26 protein-coding genes are annotated in these 25,266 nt (G+C 42.0%); 4 read left to right on the top strand and 22 right to left on the bottom strand.

Translation table 11 applies throughout. The features are described 5' to 3' along the window. Positions 1–13: 13 nt before the first annotated feature. Together BFI01S_RS10045 and BFI01S_RS10040 are read right to left on the bottom strand one after the other, a co-directional pair. Positions 14–262 carry a hypothetical protein gene (locus tag BFI01S_RS10045; protein ID WP_061792500.1) on the bottom strand — a complete coding sequence of 83 codons (249 nt, stop codon included), beginning with the start codon at positions 260–262 and terminating at the stop codon, positions 14–16. A 116-nt stretch (positions 263–378) separates the two neighbouring features. After that, complete coding sequence (locus BFI01S_RS10040; protein WP_061792498.1) at positions 379–1,059, bottom strand: metal-dependent hydrolase; 681 nt, start codon at positions 1,057–1,059, stop codon at positions 379–381. 163 nt (positions 1,060–1,222) lie between these two features. Here BFI01S_RS10040 and BFI01S_RS10035 point away from each other — a divergent pair, with 163 nt between their 5' ends. Beyond that, positions 1,223–2,320, top strand: a complete 1,098-nt coding sequence (locus BFI01S_RS10035; RefSeq protein ID WP_061792497.1) for a M24 family metallopeptidase — start codon at positions 1,223–1,225, stop codon at positions 2,318–2,320. 111 nt (positions 2,321–2,431) lie between these two features. Here BFI01S_RS10035 and ald read toward each other — a convergent pair whose 3' ends face one another. Together ald and BFI01S_RS23345 are read right to left on the bottom strand one after the other, a co-directional pair. Beyond that, a complete protein-coding gene (gene ald / locus BFI01S_RS10030) occupies positions 2,432–3,553 on the bottom strand; it encodes an alanine dehydrogenase (RefSeq protein ID WP_061792499.1) in 1,122 nt (373 codons plus the stop codon). 142 nt (positions 3,554–3,695) lie between these two features. Then, complete coding sequence (locus BFI01S_RS23345; protein ID WP_169799749.1) at positions 3,696–3,863, bottom strand: hypothetical protein; 168 nt, start codon at positions 3,861–3,863, stop codon at positions 3,696–3,698. A 109-nt stretch (positions 3,864–3,972) separates the two neighbouring features. Between BFI01S_RS23345 and BFI01S_RS10025 the strand changes: the two genes are divergently transcribed. After that, positions 3,973–4,425, top strand: coding sequence for a universal stress protein (locus BFI01S_RS10025; protein ID WP_048008351.1), 453 nt, complete (start codon positions 3,973–3,975; stop codon positions 4,423–4,425). Positions 4,426–4,462: 37 nt separating this feature from the next. Here BFI01S_RS10025 and argH read toward each other — a convergent pair whose 3' ends face one another. From argH to pbp4b, 3 genes are all read right to left on the bottom strand, one after another. After that, positions 4,463–5,857: an argininosuccinate lyase gene (argH, locus tag BFI01S_RS10020; RefSeq protein WP_061792496.1), complete on the bottom strand. Its 1,395-nt coding sequence runs from the start codon at positions 5,855–5,857 to the stop codon at positions 4,463–4,465. Beyond that, positions 5,854–7,062: an argininosuccinate synthase gene (locus BFI01S_RS10015; protein ID WP_061792495.1), complete on the bottom strand. Its 1,209-nt coding sequence runs from the start codon at positions 7,060–7,062 to the stop codon at positions 5,854–5,856. The genes argH and BFI01S_RS10015 overlap by 4 nt, the downstream gene beginning before the upstream one ends. A gap of 189 nt (positions 7,063–7,251) precedes the next feature. Next, positions 7,252–8,643, bottom strand: a complete 1,392-nt coding sequence (gene pbp4b, locus BFI01S_RS10010; protein WP_061792494.1) for a penicillin binding protein PBP4B — start codon at positions 8,641–8,643, stop codon at positions 7,252–7,254. A 240-nt stretch (positions 8,644–8,883) separates the two neighbouring features. Between pbp4b and BFI01S_RS10005 the strand changes: the two genes are divergently transcribed. Continuing rightward, complete coding sequence (locus BFI01S_RS10005; RefSeq protein ID WP_061792493.1) at positions 8,884–9,198, top strand: hypothetical protein; 315 nt, start codon at positions 8,884–8,886, stop codon at positions 9,196–9,198. 35 nt (positions 9,199–9,233) lie between these two features. On the opposite strand, the gene BFI01S_RS10000 is transcribed toward BFI01S_RS10005, so the two are convergent. From BFI01S_RS10000 to sppA, 9 genes are all read right to left on the bottom strand, one after another. After that, positions 9,234–9,746: a MogA/MoaB family molybdenum cofactor biosynthesis protein gene (locus BFI01S_RS10000; RefSeq protein ID WP_061792492.1), complete on the bottom strand. Its 513-nt coding sequence runs from the start codon at positions 9,744–9,746 to the stop codon at positions 9,234–9,236. A 41-nt stretch (positions 9,747–9,787) separates the two neighbouring features. Then, a complete protein-coding gene (locus BFI01S_RS09995) occupies positions 9,788–10,627 on the bottom strand; it encodes an EcsC family protein (protein WP_048008345.1) in 840 nt (279 codons plus the stop codon). Positions 10,628–10,856: 229 nt separating this feature from the next. Continuing rightward, positions 10,857–12,044 carry an acetate kinase gene (locus BFI01S_RS09990; protein WP_061792491.1) on the bottom strand — a complete coding sequence of 396 codons (1,188 nt, stop codon included), beginning with the start codon at positions 12,042–12,044 and terminating at the stop codon, positions 10,857–10,859. Positions 12,045–12,336: 292 nt separating this feature from the next. Further along, a complete protein-coding gene (locus tag BFI01S_RS09985; protein ID WP_061792490.1) occupies positions 12,337–13,320 on the bottom strand; it encodes a class I SAM-dependent methyltransferase in 984 nt (327 codons plus the stop codon). Between the two features lie 126 nt (positions 13,321–13,446). Continuing rightward, positions 13,447–13,947 (bottom strand): thiol peroxidase, encoded by a 501-nt coding sequence (gene tpx, locus BFI01S_RS09980; protein WP_061792489.1) that lies wholly within the window; start codon positions 13,945–13,947, stop codon positions 13,447–13,449. Positions 13,948–14,077: 130 nt separating this feature from the next. After that, positions 14,078–14,542 carry a GerW family sporulation protein gene (gene ytfJ, locus BFI01S_RS09975; RefSeq protein WP_061792488.1) on the bottom strand — a complete coding sequence of 155 codons (465 nt, stop codon included), beginning with the start codon at positions 14,540–14,542 and terminating at the stop codon, positions 14,078–14,080. A gap of 17 nt (positions 14,543–14,559) precedes the next feature. Beyond that, on the bottom strand, positions 14,560–15,255 hold the full coding sequence (locus BFI01S_RS09970) for a DUF2953 domain-containing protein (protein WP_061792487.1): 696 nt from the start codon (positions 15,253–15,255) through the stop codon (positions 14,560–14,562). 88 nt (positions 15,256–15,343) lie between these two features. Next, positions 15,344–15,928 carry an RDD family protein gene (locus BFI01S_RS09965; RefSeq protein ID WP_061792486.1) on the bottom strand — a complete coding sequence of 195 codons (585 nt, stop codon included), beginning with the start codon at positions 15,926–15,928 and terminating at the stop codon, positions 15,344–15,346. 15 nt (positions 15,929–15,943) lie between these two features. Continuing rightward, a complete protein-coding gene (sppA, locus tag BFI01S_RS09960; RefSeq protein WP_061792485.1) occupies positions 15,944–16,954 on the bottom strand; it encodes a signal peptide peptidase SppA in 1,011 nt (336 codons plus the stop codon). A 253-nt stretch (positions 16,955–17,207) separates the two neighbouring features. On the opposite strand from sppA, the gene BFI01S_RS09955 reads away from it, so the two are divergent. Next, positions 17,208–18,008: an NAD kinase gene (locus BFI01S_RS09955; RefSeq protein ID WP_061792484.1), complete on the top strand. Its 801-nt coding sequence runs from the start codon at positions 17,208–17,210 to the stop codon at positions 18,006–18,008. Positions 18,009–18,045: 37 nt separating this feature from the next. On the opposite strand, the gene rarD is transcribed toward BFI01S_RS09955, so the two are convergent. From rarD to BFI01S_RS09925, 6 genes are all read right to left on the bottom strand, one after another. Next, positions 18,046–18,978, bottom strand: coding sequence for an EamA family transporter RarD (rarD, locus tag BFI01S_RS09950; protein WP_061792483.1), 933 nt, complete (start codon positions 18,976–18,978; stop codon positions 18,046–18,048). 130 nt (positions 18,979–19,108) lie between these two features. Beyond that, complete coding sequence (locus BFI01S_RS09945) at positions 19,109–20,704, bottom strand: amidohydrolase (protein ID WP_061792482.1); 1,596 nt, start codon at positions 20,702–20,704, stop codon at positions 19,109–19,111. A gap of 93 nt (positions 20,705–20,797) precedes the next feature. Further along, entirely contained in the window at positions 20,798–22,387 is a 1,590-nt protein-coding gene (mbcS, locus tag BFI01S_RS09940) for an acyl-CoA synthetase MbcS (RefSeq protein WP_061792481.1), read from the bottom strand. Between the two features lie 175 nt (positions 22,388–22,562). After that, positions 22,563–22,766, bottom strand: coding sequence for an alpha/beta-type small acid-soluble spore protein (locus tag BFI01S_RS09935; RefSeq protein WP_035330326.1), 204 nt, complete (start codon positions 22,764–22,766; stop codon positions 22,563–22,565). Positions 22,767–22,866: 100 nt separating this feature from the next. Beyond that, positions 22,867–24,072: a tRNA uracil 4-sulfurtransferase ThiI gene (gene thiI, locus BFI01S_RS09930; protein ID WP_172581974.1), complete on the bottom strand. Its 1,206-nt coding sequence runs from the start codon at positions 24,070–24,072 to the stop codon at positions 22,867–22,869. After that, on the bottom strand, positions 24,072–25,217 hold the full coding sequence (locus BFI01S_RS09925) for a cysteine desulfurase family protein (protein ID WP_061792479.1): 1,146 nt from the start codon (positions 25,215–25,217) through the stop codon (positions 24,072–24,074). The genes thiI and BFI01S_RS09925 overlap by 1 nt, the downstream gene beginning before the upstream one ends. Between the last annotated feature and the right edge of the window lie 49 nt (positions 25,218–25,266).

Here is a 25,266-nt window from a genome sequence, read left to right as displayed (position 1 = left end):
CCGGCAATCTTCATTATCTGCCGAAGGAGCGCACCCGCTTCCTATCTGCCAATTTGCGCACCTGTTTCCCCGAAACAGCCGCTTTTTTTGGCGCATACAGCAATGCAGTCAGGTTCCCGGCAATGACAAAAAGGGCAAGGGCCAGCCAGCTGATGGCAAAAATCCCTTCAGTTCCTCCATTAAATACACCCATTCTTGGAGCTGCATAATAAAGCATCAAGCCGCACAGCAGCAGGCACAGCAAATATCGGTTTTTGTTCAATTTCGCTTCCTCCTTTATCCTGTCCTCCCTAAAATGTATGCGGACAGGCTGGGAAAATGATTCGAATTTAGTTATAAAAAACAAACGCAGCCTCCATTAGAAGCTGCGTTTTCATATTACAATTCGATTGTTTCCCCTGCTTCGAGAACCTGCCCGACCCCATCTTCGAGCATGCTGATGAATTTATGGGGATCCTGCCTGATTGGCGGAAATGTGTTGAAGTGAATAGGAACAACCTTTTTGGCACCAAGGAGTTCTGCTGCGTATGCTGCATCATCCGGCCCCATTGTAAAATTGTCTCCAATCGGCAGAAATGCCAAATCGATCGGATGGCGGTCGCCAATTAGCTTCATATCAGAGAAAAGTCCGGTATCTCCTGCATGATAAATGGTTTTTCCTTCTAATGTGATGAGCACACCGGCAGGCATTCCCAGGTAGATGATTTCCTGATTTTCCGTCTCGAGGCCTGTTCCATGAAATGCAGGTGTCAGCTTGACTCTTCCAAAGTCAAAATCATATCCGCCGCCGATCGACATTCCATGCGCTTTTACTCCCTGCCACTCAAGATAGGTGGCAAGCTCAAAGTTGGCAATGACAAGAGAATCATTGCGCTTTGCCAGTTCAATCGTGTCCCCAAGATGGTCACCATGTCCATGGGTGACAATGATAACATCTGGCTTCTGATCCTCAGCTTTTAAGTCTGTTAAATCATTCCCGGTAATAAAAGGATCTATTAAGATGGTTTTGCCCTGTGATTCGATTTTCACTACTGCATGGCCATGAAATGATACTTTCAATTTTATGCTCCTCTCAAATTTAAAGTTATGTATGTTACTTCAACAGAAATCAAGTTATTCCTGCTCCATTTTTAATATATACCCGAATTGGCAATGTTTAAAAAGTTTACAATATCGTATTTAGTTGCTACTCTCAAAGTATCAGTACATAAGGAGGTTCACTATGAATAACAGATTGCAGAAACTGTCACAGTGGATGAAGGAAAAAGATATACAAGTCACTTTTGTAACATCACCGGATAATATATTTTATTTAAGCGGCTTTTTAAGCGACCCACATGAACGCTTGCTTGGATTGGCTGTTTTCCAGGAAGAAGAGCCATTCCTCGTATGTCCGGCCATGGAAAAAGAACATGCCAAAAAGGCCGGCTGGAGCCATGAAATTATTGGCTACAGCGATATTCAGAACCCTTGGGAATTTATCCAGACATCCATACAAAAAAGAATCGGAAAAGTAAATAAAACAGCAATCGAAAAAGAGCATATGAATGTGGAGCGCTATGAAGCAATCACCGCCCTGTTCAGCGGTGCATCATTCGTTTCGGCAGAAGAAAAACTTCGTCAGCTTCGTATGGTTAAAGATGAAAAAGAATTGGAAACCATCCGCGAAGCTTGTGCGCTCGCCGATTTCGCCATTGAAACAGGCTGTGCCGAGATCCAGGAAGGAAAAACGGAACTGGATGTTCTGGCTGCTGTAGAGTACGCATTAAAGAAAAAAGGCGTTAATGAAATGTCTTTTTCTACCATGGTCCTGACGGGTGCTAACGGAGCTTCCCCTCACGGCACACCAGGAATGACGAAGATTCAGAAAGGGGACTTAGTCCTGTTTGACCTCGGAGTTGTCTGGAATGGCTACTGCTCAGATATTACAAGAACTGTAGCGTACGGTGATATCGGTGATAAACAGAAAGAAATTTATGATACGGTCTTAAAAGCTCAGCTTGCAGCGGTGGAAGCGAGCAAGCCGGGAGTCACTTGCGCAGATATTGACCTGACAGCAAGAAACCTGATAGCAGAAGCCGGATACGGCGACTATTTCCCGCATCGATTGGGCCATGGGCTGGGTGTGAGCGTGCATGAGTACCCTTCATTAACAGAAACAAACCCGCTTTTGCTTGAAGAAGGTATGGTCTTCACCATCGAACCGGGTATCTATGTCCCAGGTGTTGCCGGAGTGAGGATTGAAGATGACCTTGCTGTAACAGCAGACGGAGTAGAAGTTTTGACGAAGTTCCCGAAAGAACTTCAGATTATTAAATAGAGACTTGAACAAATTCCACAGAAAATCCGGAGCTAACCTGCCCCGGATTTTTCATATAAATTCTGCATTTAGATCAGTGTGTCGCCGATAAGCGGGCGCCTTCCGCTTTTCCTAATGCTGTTCTAATTGTGTTCTCGTATCTGAATAGTCAAGGCTATGGGCCTCAGCAACCGCCTTGTATGTCACGCAGCCATTTAATGTATTGACTCCCTTTAATAAAGCCTCATTATCCAGACATGCCTTTTTGCAGCCTTTATTTGCTATTTGAACTGCATAAGGTACCGTCACGTTTGTCAGTGCAATAGTTGATGTTCTCGGAACTGCCCCCGGCATATTAGCTACCGCATAATGAACGACGCCATGTTTTTCATATGTGGGGTGGTCATGGGTAGTAATTCGATCAGTTGTTTCAAAAATCCCTCCCTGATCAATGGCGATATCCACGATAACAGAACCCGGGCTCATCGTTTTGATCATTTCCTCCGTCACAAGCTTAGGAGCTTTTGCACCCGGAATCAGTACAGCTCCAATGACAAGGTCTGAATCCTTAACAGCTTCAGCGATATTATAAGGATTTGAGATTAAAGTTGTTACCTCTCTTCCAAAGATATCATCAAGCTGCCGAAGGCGATCTGGATTCAAATCGATCATAGTCACCTTGGCACCAAGACCAATTGCCATTTTTGCCGCATTGGTTCCAGCAACCCCGCCGCCGATTATAGTAACATTCCCACGCTGCACACCCGGGACACCCGATAGCAGAATTCCCTTCCCTCCATGTATTTTTTCAAGGAACTGTGCTCCTACCTGAGCTGCCATTCTTCCGGCTACTTCACTCATTGGAGTCAATAGAGGCAAAGTCCGGTTAGGAAGCTGGACTGTTTCATAAGCAATGCCCGCAACCTTATTATTTATTAAAGCACTTGTCAAATCAGGTTCAGCAGCCAGATGCAAATATGTAAAGAGAATTAACCCTTCCCGAAAATACATATATTCGCTCTGTATCGGCTCCTTTACCTTCATTACCATTTCCATGGCCCATGCCTCTTCTGCTGTCTGAACAATATGTGCGCCTGCACTCATATAGTCTCTATCAGAAAAGCCAGATCCGATTCCGGCACCCGTTTCTATATAAACTTCATGGCCAAATTGGATAAGATTCATAACACCTGCAGGAGTCATGGCAACCCTGTTTTCATTGTTTTTTACTTCCTTTGGAACTCCGATACGCATTCCGCATACCTCCGTATTTTTAGTGATATCGCTATTAACTTTATATGGCTGGGTTAGGGAAAAGTATACAATTCCTTCGCCTATTTTTCTCCTTCCATACCGCATATAAAAAGCTCTCATTCATTTATGAGAGCTTGCTTTCTTATTGCAGATTGCCTTCATTCCGCTCGTGAGCCTCCATGTCAAACTCGGCATTGGGCTGATCAATAACACCGCTGTTATAAGCATTCATGATTTGTGCGCTAACTTCATTGGCACCCTGCTCATCAAAAAAATATCCGGATTCTGCTTTTGGTTCTCTCTTTTCCAACTTCATCTGCTCCTTTTCATAAATTTTATCAGCCTTACTATTGTTCGATTTTTTGTTACAGATATTCAGTTTTTATAGATGTATAATATAGGTAAAGGAGGAGATTCAAATGGGCATGAAGTATAAAAACATATTAGTCGCTGTAGATGGTTCAACTGAAGCAGAATGGGCTTTTAAAAAGGCAATTGAAATTGCCAAGCGCAATAACGCTTCCCTGGTATTGGCACATATCATTGATACTCGCACGTTTGCCACTGTTGAAGCCTATGACCGCACGATTGCAGAAAGAGCTGACCGTTTCGCAACAGAATTAATGGAAAAATACAAAAGAACGGCTATGGATGCAGGCATCGAGAATGTAACATATGAAGTTGACTATGGTTCTCCTAAAGTGAAAGTTCCAAAGGATATTGCCAGAAAGCACAATGTTGACCTCATCATTTGCGGTGCAACAGGCATGAACGCGGTTGAACGTTTCATCATCGGCAGTGTATCTGAACATATTACCCGCTATGCCCGCTGTGATGTCCTCGTAGTCAGAACGGATAAAGAAGAAGAATAGAAAAAATGGCGCTGTTTGCTGCAGCGCCATTTTTCTATTATTTATTGGCAAACTCTTTAGTGCCGAGGAATTCCTTCGCTTTTTCAATCGAGATGCTTACTTGTTTGAATCCTGTTCCGCCTGCACTATTTCTTCTTTTGACAGCTGTATATGGATCCAGCACTTCATAAATATCTTCTTCGAACAATGGATGGGCATTCTTGAAATCATCAAGCGGCAAACCTCCAAGGAAGCATCCCTTCTGTACACAGACAAGGACCAATTTCCCAACGATCTCATGTGCTTCTCTGAATGGAATGCCTTTATCAGACAGATAATCCGCCAGTTCAGTAGCATTGGAAAAATCATTTTTAGTAGCCTTTTCCATCTGCTCTGATTTAACCTTCATGGTGCGGATCATTCCTGCAAAGATTTTCAGTGAACCTGTGACTGTCTTTACAGTATCAAACATCCCTTCCTTATCTTCCTGCATATCTTTATTATAAGCTAGCGGCAGACCCTTTAGTACTGTCAAGAGACCCATGAGGTTACCGTATACACGACCCGTTTTACCGCGGATGAGTTCCGCCATATCCGGATTCTTCTTTTGCGGCATAATGCTGCTGCCAGTTGCAAAGCTGTCGTCCAGTTCAATGAATTGAAACTCCTGGCTTGACCAAAGGATGAATTCTTCACTTAAACGTGACAGATGCATCATCAGGATTGAGCTTGAGGATAAAAACTCAATAATAAAGTCTCTGTCACTGACTGCATCCAGGCTGTTTTCATAGATGCCTTCAAATCCGAGAAGTTCAGCAGTATACTCACGGTCGATTGGGAAAGTGGTTCCAGCCAGAGCCCCTGCTCCAAGAGGAGATAGATTGATTCTTTTTAAGCTTTCAGAAAATCGCTCTTTGTCTCTTTCAAGCATCCAGAAATAAGCCATTAGATGGTGGCCGAAAGAGATTGGCTGTGCCCGCTGCAGATGCGTATAGCCCGGCATGATGGTTTCCACATTATTTTCAGCCTGGATGATTAACTCTTCCTGCATTTCCTGAATCAATTCAACAATATGCTCCACCTGCTTGCGGAGATATAAATGCATGTCTGTTGCCACCTGGTCATTTCGGCTCCTTGCGGTATGAAGTTTGCCGCCGACAGGTCCCGTCAGTTCAGTCAAATGGCTCTCGAGATTTAAATGAATATCTTCTAGCTTTACTGAGTAATCCAGTCCATCCTTGGCTGCTTTCTCTTTTAGCTGCTGAAGGCCTGTTTTGATTTTTTCTGCTTCTTTCTCAGTAATAATTCCTGTTTTAGAAAGCATGGAAACGTGGGCCATGCTTCCTTCGATATCTTCCATAACCAATTCCTGGTCAAACGAAATTGATGCTCCGAATTCATCTACCCATTCTTCAGCAGATTTTGTGAATCTGCCTCCCCATAGCTTTTTCACACTGTCACCTTCTTGCTGTTTTGAACAATGCTCTGCACTTTTGTCGGCAGCCCCCATAGTTTAATAAAGCCAACTGCCGCATTATGATCAAATTCATCATCTGAAGTATATGTTGCTAAATTTTCGTCGTATAGGGAATAAGGAGATTTTCTTCCTTCAACAATTGCATGGCCTTTAAAGAGCTTTACTCTGACTGTTCCTGTTACAAATGTTTGTGTTTCTTTCAGGAAAGCCGATAACGCATTGTTAAGCTGAGAGAACCACAATCCTTCATATATAAGTTCAGCCACTTTTTTCTCAATAACCGGTTTAAAGTGGGCCATTTCTTTAACCATCGTTAAGTCCTCAAGCTCTTTATGGGCTTTCAGAAGTGTCATCGCACCCGGGCACTCGTATACTTCACGGGATTTGATGCCGACAAGGCGATTTTCCACATGGTCGATACGCCCAACCCCATGCTTGCCTGCGAGCTCATTCAGTTCGGCAATAAGTTCGGAAAGCTTCATGCTATTGCCATTCAAGCTGACTGGGACACCCTTTTCAAAACCGATTTCAACCGTATCAGGTGTATCAGGAGCTTTTTCAAGAGAAACGGTAAGATCGTATGCATCTTCCGGAGGAGCAGCCCATGGATCTTCCAGAACTCCGCACTCATTGCTTCTGCCCCATAAGTTTTGATCAATGCTGTATGGAGAATCCAGGTTAATTGGGATAGGTATATTGTTTTGTTTTGCATATTCAATTTCTTCCTCACGTGACCAGCTCCATTCACGAACCGGAGCTAACACCTGAAGATCAGGGTTTAGAGCCTGAATTGCCACTTCAAAACGAACCTGGTCATTTCCTTTGCCGGTACATCCATGCGCGACTGCTACTGCACCTTCTTTTTCTGCTACTTCAACAAGCTTTTTGGCGATCAGCGGGCGTGAAAGAGCAGAGATCAATGGATACTTATTTTCGTATAAAGCATGTGCCTGCAGCGCTATTAATGCATATTCATTAGCAAATTCTTCTTTTGCATCAATCACATAGGATTGTATTGCTCCAACAGTTAAAGCTTTTTTCTGGATAAAGTTCAGATCTTTTCCTTCCCCAACGTCAAGGCAGCAGGCAACAACTGCATAACCTTGATCCTGCAGCCATTTAACCGCAACTGATGTGTCCAAACCGCCTGAGTATGCAAGAACTACTTTATTTTGAGACATATATATTTCCTCCTTGGATTATACGTATAAATATACAATCAAATTATGTTTTTATTCATTTATTATTCTCTTACTTTAACAACCTTTTCTTTAAAAATCAATACTTATTCTTAAAAATGTATAAAAATAAATATAATTTTTCCAATAAAAAAAGGCAAAAGCTCTGTTTTGGCTTTTGCCTGCAATAGTTTAGTGATTTAATGCTTCATAAACCGCTGAAATTACACTTCCATATTGACTGATACTGTATGTGTCACCTTGAAACTTATGCGGATCTTTTAATGGATCGATGACAGGAGAATGTTTTTTATTTGTCAGGAGAGCGATTGCTAAATTATTTTCTCGGTCTATCACCGTTACTGTTCCTGTCCAGCCGGTATGCCCGAATACTTCTTTCCCGGCATACTCGCTGAACATCCACTCCATACTTGAATCTCCATTCAAACGCCATCCTAACCCATATGTAGGATTCATATCATAAGGTTCTACAAATTTATCAATTGTTTGTTTATCAAATAACTTTATATTTCCATAGCCCCCATCATTAAGCATCACCTGCATCAGGACAGCAAGATCTGAAGTCGTGGAAAAGAGACCTGCATGCCCGGATATTCCATCCATTGAATAAAAGGACTTCTCATCATGAACCTCTCCCTGGAGGGTATAGGTCCGGATATTAGGAAATGAAATGACGCCATCCCTTGTGTTGCCGTGAAGTTCAGTTGCAGCGAAATCCTTTTCTTTGAATCCCTTGAGGAGAGGATTAAATAAAGTATGCTTTAACCCTAAAGGCTTATAAATATGATTCTCAGTATAACGGTCAAGCTGTTCTCCAGTTATTTTTTCAATAATAAATCCAAGCAGCATATAGTCAATGTCACTGTAAACCTGTTTGGTGCCAGGTTCATACTGAAGGGGAGTTTTTAAAATCATGGAAAGCGTTTTACTGCGTTCCTGGGAATACAATTCTCCCGCCCTTTCAGGATTATGATAATGGATGCTTGAAGGAAATCCGGCAGTATGGTGGAGCAAGTCGATGATCCGGAGTTCACCTTTCCCTTTTATTTCATCGTCCGCTGAATCTTTAAATTCAGGAAAATAATGCTGGATTTTTTCTTCAAGATTGATCTTTCCTTCACTGACAAGATACTGCAGTGAAAAGTTAACGGCATACATTTTCGTGTTTGAGGCTAAATCAAACATGGTTTTTGTCTTCATTTTCTGCGGGTGATTTAACGGATCAGATCCATCAAAGACTTTGGCTGAACCATATGCGGAGTTTTTAACAATCTTGCCATCTTTAATTACGACTAAAGCTGCACCCGGAAAACCATTTTCTATTTCTTCCTCGATCATCTTATCGACCTCTCTGAGCTTTTTGGAAGAAAAGCCTGCATCCTCGGGACGATTTGCTTTTGACAAGGTTGGATATTCTAATGGTTTTTTATGCTTAAATACTTGCTCTTCTGAGCTGCTGTTTCCTGTTCTGCCCAATTCCTCTCCCACGGCTGCAGCGGGGTAAGGCAAAAGCAAACCCACCACCAGGCCTAATACTGTTAAGTGCGCTATAAATCTTTTCATATTCTCCCCCAATTATTTGTTTTAATATTCTTAATAGTCAATATACTATCGATATCTATTAAAGCTGTAAACCAATACCTTAGCCTTTCTATTAAATCAGTACTTGTGAACCAAGTTCATCTATCTTCATATTAGTTCCATAGTAGTATCTGCAGAAAACGATTGAATACTAAAACAACCATGCACCGAAAACATCTTTATAGTAAAATAAAAACAAGATTATTGTTTGGGGGATTCATAATGGAGGAGCATTTTTCACATAATGGCCGTCTTGGCATTCCTATACCCGCTTTTGACCGGGAATGGGATGAATATTCACCAAAAACACAGCAGATGATTTTGTTTCAATGGGAAAAAATAAGAGGCAGGATTCCTGACCGCATTGCCGAGCTTGAGGCGGATATTAACAGGAAACAGTCTGAGCTGTCAGATGAGGGCAATTTTGAAAGATCATGCAGACTCAACAGTGAAATTTCAGAACTGGCATCCGTTATAAATGATTTGTGGCTATGGTATCGAACGAATCAGGATATTTCAGGGAAGATGCATTCATAAAAAAACCTTTCCGCAGCGGAAAGGTTTTTGGCCTCTTATAAATCTTTTCTTAGTTCCCTGACGATATGCCCGAGTTCAGGCAGAATCAGCTTATTCATCGCAAGGCGGACTGCCCCTGATGATCCCGGTGTTGAGAAAACTGCTTTATTTTGCACTGTGCCTGCAGCAGCCCGTGAAAGAATGGCCGCAGACCCGATATCTTCAGTGTAGCTCAGCATCCTGAACAATTCGCCGAATCCATCAATTTCTTTATCAAATAATTGTCTCACCGTCTCGATCGTCACGTCCCTGAGGGCTATACCTGTGCCTCCATTCGTTAGCACAGCGTCAATCCCGGGGTTTTCACAGCCTTTTAATACAGCCTGTCGAATGAGAGTTTTTTCATCCTTGACGATTTCATAGTCAGCTATAATATGCCCTGCCTCTTCAAGCAGCTGAATCATCAGCTTTCCGCTTTTATCCGTTTCTTCATCTCTCGTATCACTCACGGTGATCACTTTGCATCTAACTTCTTTTGGCGCTTCTTTTTTATGCTCTAATGTACTCACTTGGCACCACCTTTACTTAAAGATCCTATTTATCCTTGAGTTCACTGCTGATCATTCTTTCTATGCAGATATCTCATCTGGTAATATTTATGGGCAAATTCTGTTACTTTTCTTGTCAGCTGGTAATTGGTCCCTGCTCCAATAGCCATGCTGATAAAAGGAATACCCTGAATCGATTTTCTGCGGAAAAAGAAAATAGCCATTCCTTTAAAAAGCTGTTTCATTGGCTGCTCAATCCAGGTGATATCAGTCAACTCTTCTTTTCCTTCATAAAAATAGAATTCTTCCTGATTCTTCAGCTCATTCATTAATTCTTCCCAAGCACTGCCCTGCATGCGCGGCGGCAGTGTGGCTGCGTGAAAAACCTTAAGAGAGCTCATCATTTCGAATGGAGTATTAACCTCAAAACCATAGGTCATGGCAATCAGCTGTACGGCACGAAGATTAATAACCGCCATTGCAGGAATATCTGCCCCCAGCATGAGAGAGCTGCCTGACCCCGCAATGCCGCCCTGTGCAAAAGAATAAAGACGATGCCGGGCAATTTGCTGCTGAGCTATGTATTGAAGCTGGTCGATATTTAATTGCTTTAGATCTTCGATCGTCTCGATATCAGAATGAAATACACGTCCTGCCGTCAAAATTCGCTCTTTCGCATCCATTTGAAGCTGTGAACCCTGAATAAGCGCATGAAGATGAAACAGCCAGCTATCCATTGCCGAAAAAAATTGCTGCTGGACTTCTTCTGGCAACAGTGAAAAAGACCCCTCCAATGATTTATCATAAACCATTTCCAAATCATTGGGCTCATAACTCAACAGCTTGTTTTCCCACTCCTGAATACCTGCCAAAACGCTTTCTTCCCGTTCGTTCAATGGCATCGCAATTCCTCCCAAAAACAATTTTTCTTGGACTCAGTATAGCATAAGTTGGATGGGGAATTCCTCTCTCCAAGTGGTGGGCAATAAATCCCGATAAAGTGAAACTTCAATCAGTGGGGTTTTCCTTAGCCTCCTTTGATTCCTCTGAGTCTTGGAGTGGGGCCTTACTGCCCGTTAGACTGCGATAAAAAAAAGACAAGAGCGTTAAGCCCTTGCCTTGTTATGAATACTATTTTGCCAATCTCACAACATCACGTGCAATCATAACTTCCTCATTGGTCGGGATAATCATGACTTTAACTGGTGAATGAGGGTAGTTGATGAATGCTTCTTCACCGCGCACTTTGTTTAATGCGGGATCCCAGTAAACGCCCATGAATTCCAGTCCCTGAAGAACGCGTTCACGGATGACATCACTGTTTTCACCGATTCCGGCTGTGAAAATGATAGCATCTACGCCATACATGCGGGAAGCATAGGATCCGATATATTTATGGATTCTGTTTGCGAATACTTCAAGAGCCAATTCTGCTCTTTCATTTCCTTCGACAGCTTGAATTTCAATGTCGCGAAGATCACTGGAGAAGCCGGAAACACCAAGCATTCCGCTCTTTTTATTAAGAACATCAAGAACTTCATCTGCATTCAAGCCTGTCTTTTCCATAATGAATGGAATAAGAGCAGGGTCAAGATTACCTGATCGCGTTCCCATTGTAACACCCGCTAATGGAGTGAAGCCCATTGATGTATCGATTGACTTTCCGCCTTCAATAGCTGTAATGCTTGCTCCATTTCCTAAGTGACAGGAGATGAGCCGAAGCTGATCAAGGGGACGGCCAAGCATTTCTGCTGCACGCTCTGATACATATTTATGGGAAGTGCCATGGAACCCATACTTGCGAATGCCATATTTCTCATAATACTCATATGGCAAGCTATATAGGAAGGAGCTTTCAGGCATTGTCTGATGGAACGCAGTATCGAATACTGCCACTGCAGGCACATTTGGAAGAACCTGCTGGAATGCCTTGATTCCCGTAATATTAGCCGGGTTGTGAAGGGGTGCAAGCTCAGATAGTTCATCTATTTTTGCAAGCACTTCATCCGTAATGACTACAGAGTCATTGAAAGCCTCACCGCCGTGAACAACACGATGGCCAATGCCTTCGATTTCATCAAGAGATTTAATGATCCCCAGATTTGTTAATTTGTCCAGAAGGATTTTAACTGCTACTGCATGATCTGGTATATCTGTTACTTCCTTGATTTTTTCGCCATTTACAGAAATATTGAAGACTGCGTTATCCAGCCCAATACGCTCGATTAAGCCTTTTGTAATAACTTCTTCACTCGGCATGTCAAATAATTGAAATTTTAATGAAGAACTGCCGGCGTTAATTGCAATGATTTTTGCCATAAAGCTACCGCTCCTTTAGAAGATGTTTCAAAGGGACTGATCTGTCACTTTAAACCCATACTTTTATATAACAATGTGTGATAAGGCGATATAAAGTAATACAACTTTATTTTGTGCATCGGACACAATTAATATCTCTCAATTTTCCATTTAAACACTGTATGCAAAACATTTCAAGAAGCACCTTGCAATGATATCGTTTTCATGTTAAATTAAATATTTTCTGATACTTCCTTATATTTATTCATTTAAAAAGAAGCCGGCAAATGCTCAGCTTCTTTTTCGTTTATCCTTATTTGCTTTCTTTAAACCAGACATCAATTTTCTTGAGGATTTTTTCGGCTTCTGCTGTTTTGGATAAGCTTGGCAAGTTGACCAGGAGAGCCTGCTTAGGGGGAGTGACTCCTTCCCCTTTCTTCTGAAGGATGAATATGCTTTTGGCCGCTTTTTCATTTTTGAACATGGTGAGCGGCAGCTGTATCAATCCTTGAATGTAGGCATTTTCCTTAATGAATTCATGCAGCTTAGGAGCCTGATCACTTTCGAAAATACCATTTGGTATAATAAAAAATAAATAGCCGCCGGCTTTCACATGACTCATGCTCTGCTCAATAAATAAGTGATGAGAATAGGAATGCCCCTCATCCGCTTTTAGCTTATACTCGGCTGAACGGACATCATTCGGATAATACCCGACAGGCAAATCACTTACTACCGCATCAGCAGATTCGATAAACAGCGGTTCAAGGCTATCCTGGTTGAAGAATTGAATAGGGTGCTCCTGTAAATTGGCATTAATATAAGCAAGCTTGATCAATAAGTCATCAATCTCAATCCCGGTTGCCTCAATCACTTTACCGCTTTGGTGATTCATAACGGTAGTCAATAAATTTCCTGTTCCTACTGCAGGGTCCAGCAGGCGGAAACTTTTTTCCTGAATGAACTTTTCGACAAGATACCCCATCAGCATTCCCACTGCATCAGGAGTCATTTGATGATTGGGCTGCACATTTTCTTTCATGCCTTTTAATATCGCAAGCTGAAAGGATTTTCTGATTTCTTCTTTTGTGCAGCCGCTTAAGTCAATGGATTCATAACTCTTCCTGAGCCTTTTGACTGTTAATTCACTGAGCTCATCCTGAAGAATACTTTCATGAAATAAATTCTCTCCTGTTTCAGCAAGAGCTTCTAAGTATGTACAATGCAGTTCATCCTGCATAATAACAGCCGTTTCGTTTAAAATCGTAAATAAATCCTCAACCGGAGTTATTTTCACAGCATATTCCTCCCGTCCTTATTCTTTTTCCTATTTTAACGGGCTTTTGGTTCATTCACAAGTTTGGTGCTGAGGAACAAAAAAATTAAAGCCCCGGAACAAATCCGGAGCTTCCAATTTTCTATATCATTTCGCTTGTTTAGCAGCTTCCACTGCTGATTCATAGTTTGGATGATCTGTTGCTTCACTAACATATTCTGCATATGTTACAGTGTCGTTCGAATCGACAACAAAAACGGCACGAGCCAATAGACGAAGTTCCTGGATGGCTACCCCATAAGCTTTTCCGAAAGACAGGTTACGGTGATCGGAAACAGTTTGAACATTTTCAATGCCTGCTGCTGCACACCAGCGCTTTTGAGCAAACGGAAGATCTACGCTTACAGTAAGAATTTTAACATTATCAAGCTTGGAAGCTTCTTCGTTAAAACGGCGTGTCTGTGCATCACAAACGCCCGTGTCGATAGAAGGAACTACGCTGATTAGACGTACTTGCCCTTTTGAATCAGCAAGTGTAACTTCAGATAGGTCATTTGCCAGTACCTTGAATTCAGGAGCTTTATCTCCTACTCTTACTTCATTGCCCAGCAATGTTACAGGATTTCCTTTGAACGTAATTGATGCCATTTAAATCGTCCTCCTTAATCACTTATGTACAGTGTAAATCATATCTTTTCAGAATCTTTTTTGCAATTAATAAGGATACATTCCAAGAAAAAAGTTAACTCTCCATAGGAAAGTTAACTTCCTTCTCCTCTTAGATATCAAGATCCTGTTTAGGCCTGTTGTACTCGTCACTGTTTTCCTGCTGGTTTTGGCCTTGCTGGCCGCCGGAGCCGTTTTCTTTCTTATTAAACATCTGCTGAATTTTATCTACAGCCTGCGGGGCAAGGTCAAGAATTTTCTCATACAAATGAGTGCTTTCATCAAGATGAACCATTTTCACCCCTTGGGAATTGACAATCAAAAAGGCGATTGGTGTGATGGAGACACCGCCTCCGCTCCCCCCGCCAAATGGGTGGCCCTTTTCCTCACCTGATTGTCCATCAAGCATAAATTCGCTTCCTCCTGCTGCAAAGCCAAAGCCAACTTTTGAAACGGTTAAAATCACACTGCCATCAGGGGTTTCTACTGGATCCCCGATTATCGTGTTAACATCAATCATCTCTTTCAGGTTTTCCATGGCAGTTGTCATAAGCCCTTGAATAGGATGGTCAGACATTCATTGCTCCTCCTCTTTTAGACAGTTTTAGTCCCATCATCAGATAAGGCAGAAAGCGGCTTTGTCCTGAAGTCCGGCCGTCCGCCTTTCCAATATTTGATCAGTTTAATTCCTGCTAACATAGCATGCCCGACCCGAAAATGAATCATACATGAAATGGCTGTTTGTGAAACGGAAAATTGAAAATGGGGAGTAACTGTGATGCTGGGAGGCGTTTTCAGTATCATATAATGACTTATTATTCCTAGAATGCTCCCTTTTATTGCCCAGAGAGCCCCGGTGATCATCCCCGTATGGGCTGCATCCCCAAGGCCTGCAAAAGTATGCCATTCAAGATTCCTGATGGTTACACGCTTTAGAAATTTCCGTATTATTTTGTGGAGGTTCACGACATGATTAAGCATAGTTTTCATGTCATGTAAACCATTAACAAGATCAGCCGCAGAGAATTGCTTTGTATCTTTGCCGGATGGATTTTCCTGTGGTCCTGCTGCCGTCTTATCCTTTACGACAATTGTTGGCGAGTTATCATCAACCTTTATCAGCGGGACTTCAATTTTGTATCGGATCAGCCCAAGCCAGGCTTTCAAATGGATTTTCAAATAATCATTATCATTTCCATGGTAAAAATGAAAATATATCTTTAGCTTTGTTATCATAACTAGAATTAAAAGAAGTATGAGGGCAATTACAGCAATCAGGAGCCACTTCACTATTTTTCACACCCTTTCAGCTTTGTATTATGCCCAACTGAAAAAAAATAAACCTGCCACCAGGCGGTGACAGGCTTCCATTTCTCCATTAAATGACTTGTTCATTTTGCCTTTCGTGAACAACAGATGTATCTGCAAAAAGATCATGCAGTCCCTGTTTCTTCGGCAGGAAGGCTACAATGACATAGCCTATAAAAATGCTCACTGATATAAAACGGCCGATCCATTCACGGAACAAAATTGTGCCCCATGTCAGCTTTTCCCCTTTAAGATCTACTACTCTTAAACCAAATACCATTTTCCCGAGCGTCTGGCCAAAAAACTTTGTCATCAGTACAAAATAAGCGTAAAACGTAATGGCAGTTGCTATGGAAATCGGAGCAAACAAATTGCTTTCATGCAAAGGAATATCCAATGCTCTAAAGATAGGATTGATCAATATCCGGTCTACACTGCCAACCACAGCCAAATCTAAAAGATAAGCCCAAAATCTCATCCAGAAACCGGCAAACCTGATAGGTGCCGGAGCTTTTTGAATGGGGAGGGTTTCTGCCTGTGTGACCGTTTCCTTACCAGCCTGATCCTCTTCATCAAAGGCTGACTCGCTCTCGCCTTCATCCTGCCTTAAATCAGGATGGGCAAGCTCTCTTTCATTCGGATCATTTGAAGTCATCTTTTCTCCCCCTCCCTATTCAGCATAAAGATACATTAAACGCGGTGAGTTTGGCTGTGATAACAACTTCATCACTCCTGCCATTTCCAGATCATCACCCATGATTTTTCGCGCTCCCATGCTGAACATGGAGCCGAACCCGAAATTCTCAGTATACTTTACAACCTGCGCACCATTTAATTTATGGTCTTTCTTTAATTGTTCAATAACATCATCGTCATAGCCAAAACCATCAATAAGATTCAATTCTTTCGCCTGCCGCCCGTCATAAATGCGGCCGTCCGCAATTTCCTTCACCTGTGCCTCAGTTAATCCGCGGCCTTCCGAAATAACTTTAACAAATCCCTCATATGAATTATTAATCATGGATTGAAGGATTTTTCTTTCCTCATCCGTCATCTCCCTGGTAGGGCTCATGATATCTTTAAATGGACCGCTTTTAATCGTAACGAACTCGACACCATATTTTTCAGCAAGCCCGGCATAATTATAGCCCTGCATGATAACACCCAGAGAACCGGTCAATGTCTCGGGACTGGCAAAAATCTTGTCAGCCGGAGCGGAAATATAATAGCCTCCTGATGCAGCCATTGATCCCATTGATATGTATACCGGCTTCTTTGTTTCTTTTTGGATTTCAATAATCTTATCATGTATTTCGGCGCTTTCCACTACCCCTCCGCCTGGGGTATTAACCTTAATGACTATCGCCTTTACTGTACTGTCTTCTTTTACATAGTCAAGATTATCCATGAATCCTTTGTGATTATATCCCGGGCTTACAAATAAAGAAGCTGCATCACCCGTATCCTGAATCACTCCATTCACATCCAGCACGGCAATCTTTTTCTGTGCATTTCCCTCTTCAATGACTTCTTCCAAAAATGCTTCATTGCCTCCTGCAAACAGTTCATTTACCGAGCTTTCAAAATCCGTAAATGCAAATGCAGTCACAAAATTCAGCACAACGGAAAATACAAACAGACCTGCTGCTATTCCCAGAGCAGCCCAACGTTTTCCATTCATTAAGAAATCCTCCTTTTATTATGCTTCCACCTATAACATAACCAGCCGCCATGCTTGACTGATTATGATTACCGGAAAACCTATTTGTCACATATTCTTCATACGTATAAAACTTTAAAAATGTTTCAAAAAAAGGTAAACTGAATTCAACATCCATAATCATAGCAAAATTTGAATTATTTAGGAAAGAAAATCATCAAGACATTTTTTAAACTGAAATTTCATAACTTTCTTACTGCTTGGAGGAATGAATATGCCTGAAAGACGCAATATATACTTTTATCACAAAAAAGATGAAGAAACGATGGAAAAAGTAGCACCTCTTTACAGCCTGGCTGAGGAGCATGCCTTTACGATCGTCAATGACTTCAAAAAAGCCAATATCATTGTAAGCATTGGGGGAGACGGAACGTTTTTGCAGGCTGTCCGTAAAACAGGCTATAGAGATGACTGTTTGTATGCCGGTATTTCAACGACTGGAAGCCTGAGCCTGTACTGTGATTTCCATCTTGATGATACAGACAAGATGGTGGAGGCAATGACAAATGAACAAGTAGAAGTAAGACGCTATCCCACTATTGATGTTACAGTTGATGACCAGACATCCTTTCAGTGCTTAAATGAATTCAGCATCCGCTCCGCCATAATTAAAACATTTGTAATCGATGTCTTTATCGATGATTTTCATTTTGAAACTTTCCGCGGGGACGGAATGATTGTTGCAACTCCAACCGGAAGCACAGCATATAATAAGTCTGTAAATGGAGCTGTTGTTGACCCGCTGCTGCCATGCATGCAGGTAAGCGAACTCGCTTCATTGAATAACAACCGCTATCGTACACTTGGATCCTCTTTTATCCTGAGCGGAAACCGGCAGCTGACTCTCAAAGTGGTTCAAGATGGCAATGACCATCCTACAATGGGAATGGACAATGAAGCCCTAAGCATTCAGCATGTTGAAAAGATTAATATAAAACTAAGCAGCAAAATCATTAAGACCGTAAAACTGAAGGACAATTCCTTCTGGGAAAAAGTGAAGAGGACATTTTTATAAAAAAAGAGTTTCGCATGTCCGTGCGAAACTCTTTTTTCTATATGCCAATACCTTTCCCGCGCTTCAGTTTTGTTTCCCAATGGGCAAAAAGTTTTGTCCGCGAAACAGAGTAAATCGTTAAAGCCAGCCAGATTAACATAAAGGAAAGCATGTGAAGTTTTGTAAAGTGCTCATGATAAACGAAGATTCCCAGAATCAGCGTTATTGTCGGCGCAATATACTGCAGAAAGCCAAGCATGGACATCGGTATCTTTTGAGCTCCTTTGGCAAAGTACAAGAGCGGCACTGCTGTGGCTGCACCTGCACCAATAAGAAGCAAGTCGGTGCTTGGCGAAACATGCAGAAAAGCCTGCTTATCATTCATAAAAAGCATAACCATATAAATAAATGCGATCGGAGTCACTACTAATGTTTCCAGCGTTAAGCCAACAGCCGAATCCACTTTTATAAGCTTTTTGGCCAGCCCGTAAAGGCCAAAGGATAATGCGAGAACAATGGCTATCCAGGGGAACCGCCCATAGCTGACAGTCAAAATCATAACTCCGGCAAACGCAAATCCAAAAGATACATATTGCGCAGGTGATAGTTTCTCTTTAAAAACCAGCATGCCCAGAATCACACTTACGAGCGGATTAATATAATAGCCAAGACTGGCCTCAATCATCTGATCGGTGTTGACCGCATAAATATATAAAAACCAGTTGGTGCTGATCAGAATGGAGGCAATCACAAGGGCGAAAAGCTGCTTTTTGTTTGTTTTAAATCCTTTAAATGTTGCAGCAAAAGCATTCCACTTTTTGGAGGCCAGCAAAATAATCAGCATAAAGAAGAATGACCAAAAAATCCTGTTAGCCAAAATTTCATCTGCTTGCACGTGGTCCACTAACTTCCAGTAAATGGGCAAAATACCCCATAAAAAGTAAGCAAACCCTGCGTATAGAGCACCCAATTGCACTTCATTATTTTTCATTGCATTTCCTCAATTCTTTCTAGTATCGAAATATTTATATTATAAGTCTGCCTTAAAAATGTTTGCAATCATTTTTTCCTGCCAAAAAGAATGCCAGGCACCTATTTGTAAAAGTACCTGACATTTTCATTTATCTTTCGAATACTATTTTTCCGTCAATAACGGTTTTGTTTACGGTAACGGCTGCAATTTGTCCTATTGGCATTTTAAAAATATCTTCATTTAGAATAGTGAAATCGGCCAGATATCCTTCTTGTATGACACCTCTATCATTTTCATGAGAGGTAGCATATGCACTGCCTTTTGTGAATAAGCATACTGCTTCATAAACAGATAATGCTTCACTTGGATAATAGACTGTGTTATGCGGGTCATCTATGTTTGTTCTCGTAACAGCTGCATGAATTCCAAGAAATGGATTGGCAGGCTCAATCGGTGCGTCAGAGCCTCCTGCACAATGTACTCCTTCTTTCAGCAGTGTCTTCCATGCGTAGCAATACTCCATATTTTCTTCACCAATACGGTCGATCACCCAGGGAAAGTCTGAGGCTGTAAATCTCGGCTGGATATCAAGGATTAAAGGCAGTTTTTTAGCCCTTTCAATAAGCTCCTTGCGCAATATTTGGGCATGAATCAGCCTGTCTCTCCCCAGCCTTTCCAATGGATACTTTTCTATTGCATTTAATGCCATTTCAAATGCCAAATCTCCAATCGTATGGATAGCAACCGGCATTTCATGATTGCGGGCTTTCTCCACTAGAGCATCAAGCTGCTCCTGTGAGAAAATAGCAACTCCCGATGTGGATGGGTCATCTGCATAGGGATGGCTTAATAAAGCCGTTCTTCCCCCCAAAGCTCCATCGGCAAATATCTTCATAGCACCAAACTCTATATGTTTACTTCCCGCTAAAAATCCTCCGCCTGATTCCTTCATTTCATCAGCAACTTCATGATGAACCAGCAGGTGTGCCCTGAAAGAAAGACCTTCCTCCTCAATTACCTGCTTGAAGGCCTGAAAGGTCTGGGTGAACCCTCCATAATAATTGAGATCCTCAGTATGCCCTCCTGTCAATCCGAGCTTATAGGCATCATTAATAGCAGCGTTAAGCGCCTTCCTTAAATACCCTTCGGAGACAGCAGGCATCACCTTGTATAAAAGCTCTTGGGCCTGATCCTTCAAAAGTCCATTTAGTTTTCCAAATTCATCTTTTTCAATTACTCCTCCAGGAGGACATTCTGTATCTTCAGTAATATTTGCCTTGAATAATCCAAGAGAATTGACTGCAAGGGCATGTCTGCACACACGTTTCAGCATAACAGGATGATTGGGAACATATTTGTCCAGCTCTAAAGCATATATAGGCTCCGGCTGATCCCATAAATTTTCATTCCAGCCTTCCCCAATGACCCACTCTCCCTCTTCTATTGTCTCTGAGAATTGCTTAACAGCCAGAAGCACTTCCTGCTTTGATGTGTGCTCAGATAAGTCGAGCCTTATCAGCCTTTCGCCATGCCCGATGAGATGCATATGGCTATCCACAAATCCCGGCAGCATGGTGCTTCCCTGCAGATCGATCTCCTTTTGAATCTCTTCTTTATACTTATCCCTTAAATCTCCCAAGGCGCCAATCTCAATAATTTGGCTGCCTTCTGTATAAACGGCCTCTATCTGATGGCCTTCCTGCTGAAGGGTATATATCGGCCCCCCGTGCCATAGCGTTCCCATAAAATCTTTTCTCCTTTAATATACTAAAATTTCACGTTTACCATAGTATAACAAAAACACAGGCGGAATTCCCGCCTGCATTTTTCATAGCATTCAGTTTTGCGCTGAAGAAGTTTCCGCTTCTTTTTTCCGCAATTCCACACGCATGATTTTTCCCGAAGTTGTTTTTGGCAGCTCTGATAGAAACTCAATTTTCCGAGGATATTTATAAGGAGCTGTCAGCTCTTTTACATGCTCCTGGAGCTTGGAAACAAGGTCAGGATCGTTTTGGTCGACACCCTCCCTTAATACAACAAATGCTTTAACGATCAATCCGCGCACTTCATCAGGACTTCCTATAACTGCACATTCAGCTACATACGGATGCTTTACAAGTGCGTCTTCCACCTCGAATGGTCCGATCGTATAGCCTGAGCTGATAATAATATCATCACCGCGGCCTTCAAACCAGAAATAGCCATCTTCATCTTTCTTTGCTTTATCTCCGGTAATATAGTAATCACCGCGGAATTGCATAGCAGTTCTTTCCGGGTCTTTATAATAATTTTTAAAGAGTGCAGGAGTTTCTATATGGACAGCGATATCTCCTGTCTCACCCACAGCACATACTTCACCGTCTTCATTTATAATGTCGACTCTGTTGCCTGGAGTCGGTTTGCCCATTGAGCCTGCTTTTAGCTCCATATCCTTTGTAATGCCGACAAGGAGGGTATTTTCAGTCTGTCCATACCCATCACGGACATTGACGTTAAAATGCTTCTTAAATGTATCAATCACTTCCCGGTTGAGCGGTTCACCCGCCGAAACAGCGCTATGAAGGGCCGGAAGCTTGTAGTCATGAATATTGTCAGCCTTTGCCATCAGCCTGTATTCAGTTGGTGTGCAGCAAAGGACATTTACCTGATAATCCTCTAATAGCTGCAAGTATTTTTTCGGCTCAAACTTTCCATTGTAGACAACTCCAGTGGCACCAGAACCGAGAACGGAAAGGAACGGGCTCCAGATCCACTTTTGCCAGCCGGGGCCTGCAGTTGCCCATACTGTATCACCTTCATTAATGCATAACCAGTTCGGTGCTGCTGTTTTTAGGTGAGCAAATGCCCAGCCATGTGTATGTACTACACCTTTAGGGTTTCCGGTTGTTCCTGATGTATATGAAAGAAATGCCATGTCATCCCGGGAGGTATCAGCCAATGAAAGTTCCGGTGAAGCCTGTTTCATCTCCTCGTCCAGACCGATCCAGCCATCAGCATTTCCGCCAATCACAAATTTCGGCAGGGCTTCTGCTTCCTTAATATCCTTAAATTGGTCAACATATGGATAATAACTTACGATCGCTTTAACATCGCCATGATTAATGCGGTATTGCAGATCTTTCGAACGAAGCATTTCTGAACTTGGTATAACAACAAATCCCGCTTTTAGTGATGCAATGTAAACCTGATACGCCTCAATCAGTCTTGGAACAATGATAAGAATAACATCCCCTTTATTCAAACCGTTTCCTAAGAAAACGCTTCCAATTCTGTTTGCATTGTGAATCAGTTCACTGTATGTAATCTCTTTCTTTTCTCCATGCTCATCTTCCCACTTAATTGCAAGTTTGTCCTTATCTCCGGCAAACCGCTCCATTTCTGATACGAGATTGTACTTCTCCGGTGCGATTAAGTCTTCCCGTTTCATCAAAATCTCCCCCTGACAATGTCTTTTTCCGGTGTATAAACATGGCTGTATATTCTATAGAAATTATTATACTAAATTATTGTAAAATTTAAAATTATTTATTTTTTGAAAAGTTTTTTTGGCATCAAAATAAGGAGCAGGAATGATTCCTGCTCCTTGTAGCCATATTATTTAATTATCTTTGGAAACCGCCTAATTGCTGTTCAGCCATTTGAACTAAACGCTTAGTGATTTCTCCACCTACAGAACCGTTAGCGCGAGAAGTAGTTTCAGCACCAAGGTTTACACCGAATTCTGTAGCGATTTCGTACTTCATTTGGTCAAGAGCCTGTTGTACTCCAGGAACTAGAAGTTGGTTTGAGCTGTTGTTGTTTGCCATGTGATTTTCACCTCCTTGTGAGTATAGAATGTGTAGAATCACATGGCCATATACACTATTTAATTGGTAATTGTTGTATTATTTTTTACCTGCATTTATCTCAAAATAACTCCCCAAAAGAGTCTTCATTGAGCGATTGAGGTTTAATAATCATCTTTTCGGTATCCTGAACTGCTTTTGCGATTAGAGGTTCGAAATCAACAAAGCTTTCAAAGCGGCGGACTTTGTCGCGTTTTGGTTTTGTTTTTGGTGATGAAGGAACAAAAACGGTACAGCAGTCCTCAAATGGCCTGATCGATATATCGTGCGTATCAATGGTTTGGGCAATGTCGATGATTTCTGATTTATCCATTGTGATCAGCGGCCGCAGGATAGGTGTTGTCGTGACATCGTTAATGGCAAACATGCTCTCAAGTGTCTGGCTTGCTACCTGTCCAAGGCTTTCCCCGGTGATGATGGCCAGGCCATCGTTTTTATCGCGGATTTCATCAGTGATCCGGAGCATCAGCCTTCTTGTAGTTGTCATCGTATAATTCGACGGAACCTGCTGATGGATCAGCTGCTGGATTTCTGTAAATGGGACAATATGGAGAACAATGGTTCCAGCAATATTCGCAAGTTTTTCTGTCAAATCAATTACTTTTTGCTTCGCGCGCTCACTCGTGAAAGGCGGGCTGTGAAAATGGACAGCTTCAATTTCCAAACCTCTCTTCATGGATAAGTAACCTGCTACCGGGCTGTCAATTCCCCCGGAGAGCATAAGCATGGCTTTTCCGCTTGAACCTGCAGGAAGTCCGCCAGCCCCCTCAATGGTTTCGCATGATAAATAAGCCGCTTCTACGCGAACTTCAATCTGCAGATTGATATCCGGTTTTTTTACGTTCACTTTTAGACCCGGCACATTCTTCAGGAGGTGCCCGCCAAATTCATGATTAAGTTCGTCAGTATTTAAAGGGAAGCTTTTATCGGCTCTCTTAGCCGTAATCTTGAAAGTCTTTCCTTCATTATAATGTTTTAAAAATAACGCCAATGCTGCGGCTTTCATTTCTTCGATATCTTTATTGATTTTAACAGCAGGGCTGAATGACTGAATGCCAAAGATGCCTTTAAGGCGATCAGCAATCTCTCTGCCATCAGCGCCATTCAAAACAACGTACATTCGGTCTCTTGTAGATTCTATCTTGATGCCGGGAAATTCATTCAGCACATCGTATATGCTTTTTCTTAGTTTATCGACAAACTTATTGCGGTTTCTGCCTTTTGTGGAGATTTCTCCATATCTTATAAGTATACGATCATAATTTATCATGATTTCATAACCTCTCTTAGCCTAATAACAGTCTCTTTTACCGCCTGTATAAAAATCTCTGCCTCTTCCTTCGTATTATCATAAGACAAACTGACCCGGACTGCACTTTTCGCATCCTTTTCAGGAATCCCCATAGCCATCAGGGTACTGCTGGCAGCAGATTTCTTCGAAGAGCAGGCACTTGTAGTTGATATAAAAATTCCGCGCTCTTCTAAAGCGTGGACAAATACCTCTGCTTTGAATCCTTTTATGGAGAAATTGACGATGTGAGGAGCAGAATTTTTTTTAGGTGTGTGCACTGTAATGCCCTCAATTCTTCCTATCTCCTCCATAATATAGGTTTTGATGGATGTAAGCCGGCTTAAATGCCTTTCCATATTATTCATTGTAAGCCTTAGTGCCTTTGCCATCGCCACAATGCCAGCTACATTTTCTGTGCCGCTTCTCATTTTCCATTCCTGATTGCCCCCGGAGAGCAACGGCGAAAGACGAAGTCCATCACGAATGAACAAAGCCCCATTCCCCTTCAAACCGTGGAATTTATGAGCTGAAATCGTACACAAATCAACGCGGGCTTGATAAAGGTCAAGGGGCACCTTGCCGATCCCCTGGACATGGTCTACATGGAATATAACCCGCGCATGCTTCTTCAGCATCTCACCTATTTCATTTATTGGCTGAATGGAACCAATTTCATTATTTACGTGCATAACAGAGACTAAAACAGTTTCCTGTGTAATTTCCTTTTCAATGTCTTCGGCATGGACAATACCTTTACTGTCCGGTTCAATTACGGTAATTCGATAGCCCAATTCCTTCAGCTGATCCGCAGTTTCCCTTACAGAAGCATGTTCCAGTCCGGTGGTGATAATATGGCTGCCTCTTTTTCTATGCATTAATGCAGTTCCTTTTATAGCAAGGTTATTGCTCTCTGTCCCTCCGGATGTGAAATACACTTCGCTGTTCTTAACATTCAGCAATTGGGCAATTTGCTCACGCGCCTGCATCAGCAGCCTCTCTGCCTTACCTCCAAATTCGTGCAGGGAAGAGGGATTCCCAAAGTATTCTGAAGAAACCTTAATAAAAGAATCAAGCACTTCTTTATATGGTTTAGTTGTTGCACTGTTATCTAAATAAATCACGGTCTTCTCCTTTCCGTTCCGATAACCCTTTAGCCAACTTTAAATCATA

This window comes from Cytobacillus firmus NBRC 15306 (assembly GCF_001591465.1).
In the GTDB taxonomy this organism is placed as follows: domain Bacteria; phylum Bacillota; class Bacilli; order Bacillales; family Cytobacillaceae; genus Cytobacillus; species Cytobacillus firmus.
This window is presented reverse-complemented; position numbering and strand designations above follow the sequence as displayed.

Coding starts and splice junctions, on each gene's coding strand:
- BFI01S_RS10035 (WP_061792497.1), top strand. CDS start 1,223: ATGAATAACAGATTGCAGAAACTGTCACAGTGGATGAAGGAAAAAGAT.
- ald (WP_061792499.1), bottom strand. CDS start 3,553: ATGCGTATCGGAGTTCCAAAGGAAGTAAAAAACAATGAAAACAGGGTT.
- BFI01S_RS10025 (WP_048008351.1), top strand. CDS start 3,973: ATGGGCATGAAGTATAAAAACATATTAGTCGCTGTAGATGGTTCAACT.
- BFI01S_RS10015 (WP_061792495.1), bottom strand. CDS start 7,062: ATGTCTCAAAATAAAGTAGTTCTTGCATACTCAGGCGGTTTGGACACA.
- pbp4b (WP_061792494.1), bottom strand. CDS start 8,643: ATGAAAAGATTTATAGCGCACTTAACAGTATTAGGCCTGGTGGTGGGT.
- BFI01S_RS10005 (WP_061792493.1), top strand. CDS start 8,884: ATGGAGGAGCATTTTTCACATAATGGCCGTCTTGGCATTCCTATACCC.
- BFI01S_RS09995 (WP_048008345.1), bottom strand. CDS start 10,627: ATGCCATTGAACGAACGGGAAGAAAGCGTTTTGGCAGGTATTCAGGAG.
- BFI01S_RS09990 (WP_061792491.1), bottom strand. CDS start 12,044: ATGGCAAAAATCATTGCAATTAACGCCGGCAGTTCTTCATTAAAATTT.
- tpx (WP_061792489.1), bottom strand. CDS start 13,947: ATGGCATCAATTACGTTCAAAGGAAATCCTGTAACATTGCTGGGCAAT.
- ytfJ (WP_061792488.1), bottom strand. CDS start 14,542: ATGTCTGACCATCCTATTCAAGGGCTTATGACAACTGCCATGGAAAAC.
- BFI01S_RS09965 (WP_061792486.1), bottom strand. CDS start 15,928: ATGACTTCAAATGATCCGAATGAAAGAGAGCTTGCCCATCCTGATTTA.
- sppA (WP_061792485.1), bottom strand. CDS start 16,954: ATGAATGGAAAACGTTGGGCTGCTCTGGGAATAGCAGCAGGTCTGTTT.
- BFI01S_RS09955 (WP_061792484.1), top strand. CDS start 17,208: ATGCCTGAAAGACGCAATATATACTTTTATCACAAAAAAGATGAAGAA.
- rarD (WP_061792483.1), bottom strand. CDS start 18,978: ATGAAAAATAATGAAGTGCAATTGGGTGCTCTATACGCAGGGTTTGCT.
- BFI01S_RS09945 (WP_061792482.1), bottom strand. CDS start 20,704: ATGGGAACGCTATGGCACGGGGGGCCGATATATACCCTTCAGCAGGAA.
- mbcS (WP_061792481.1), bottom strand. CDS start 22,387: ATGAAACGGGAAGACTTAATCGCACCGGAGAAGTACAATCTCGTATCA.
- BFI01S_RS09935 (WP_035330326.1), bottom strand. CDS start 22,766: ATGGCAAACAACAACAGCTCAAACCAACTTCTAGTTCCTGGAGTACAA.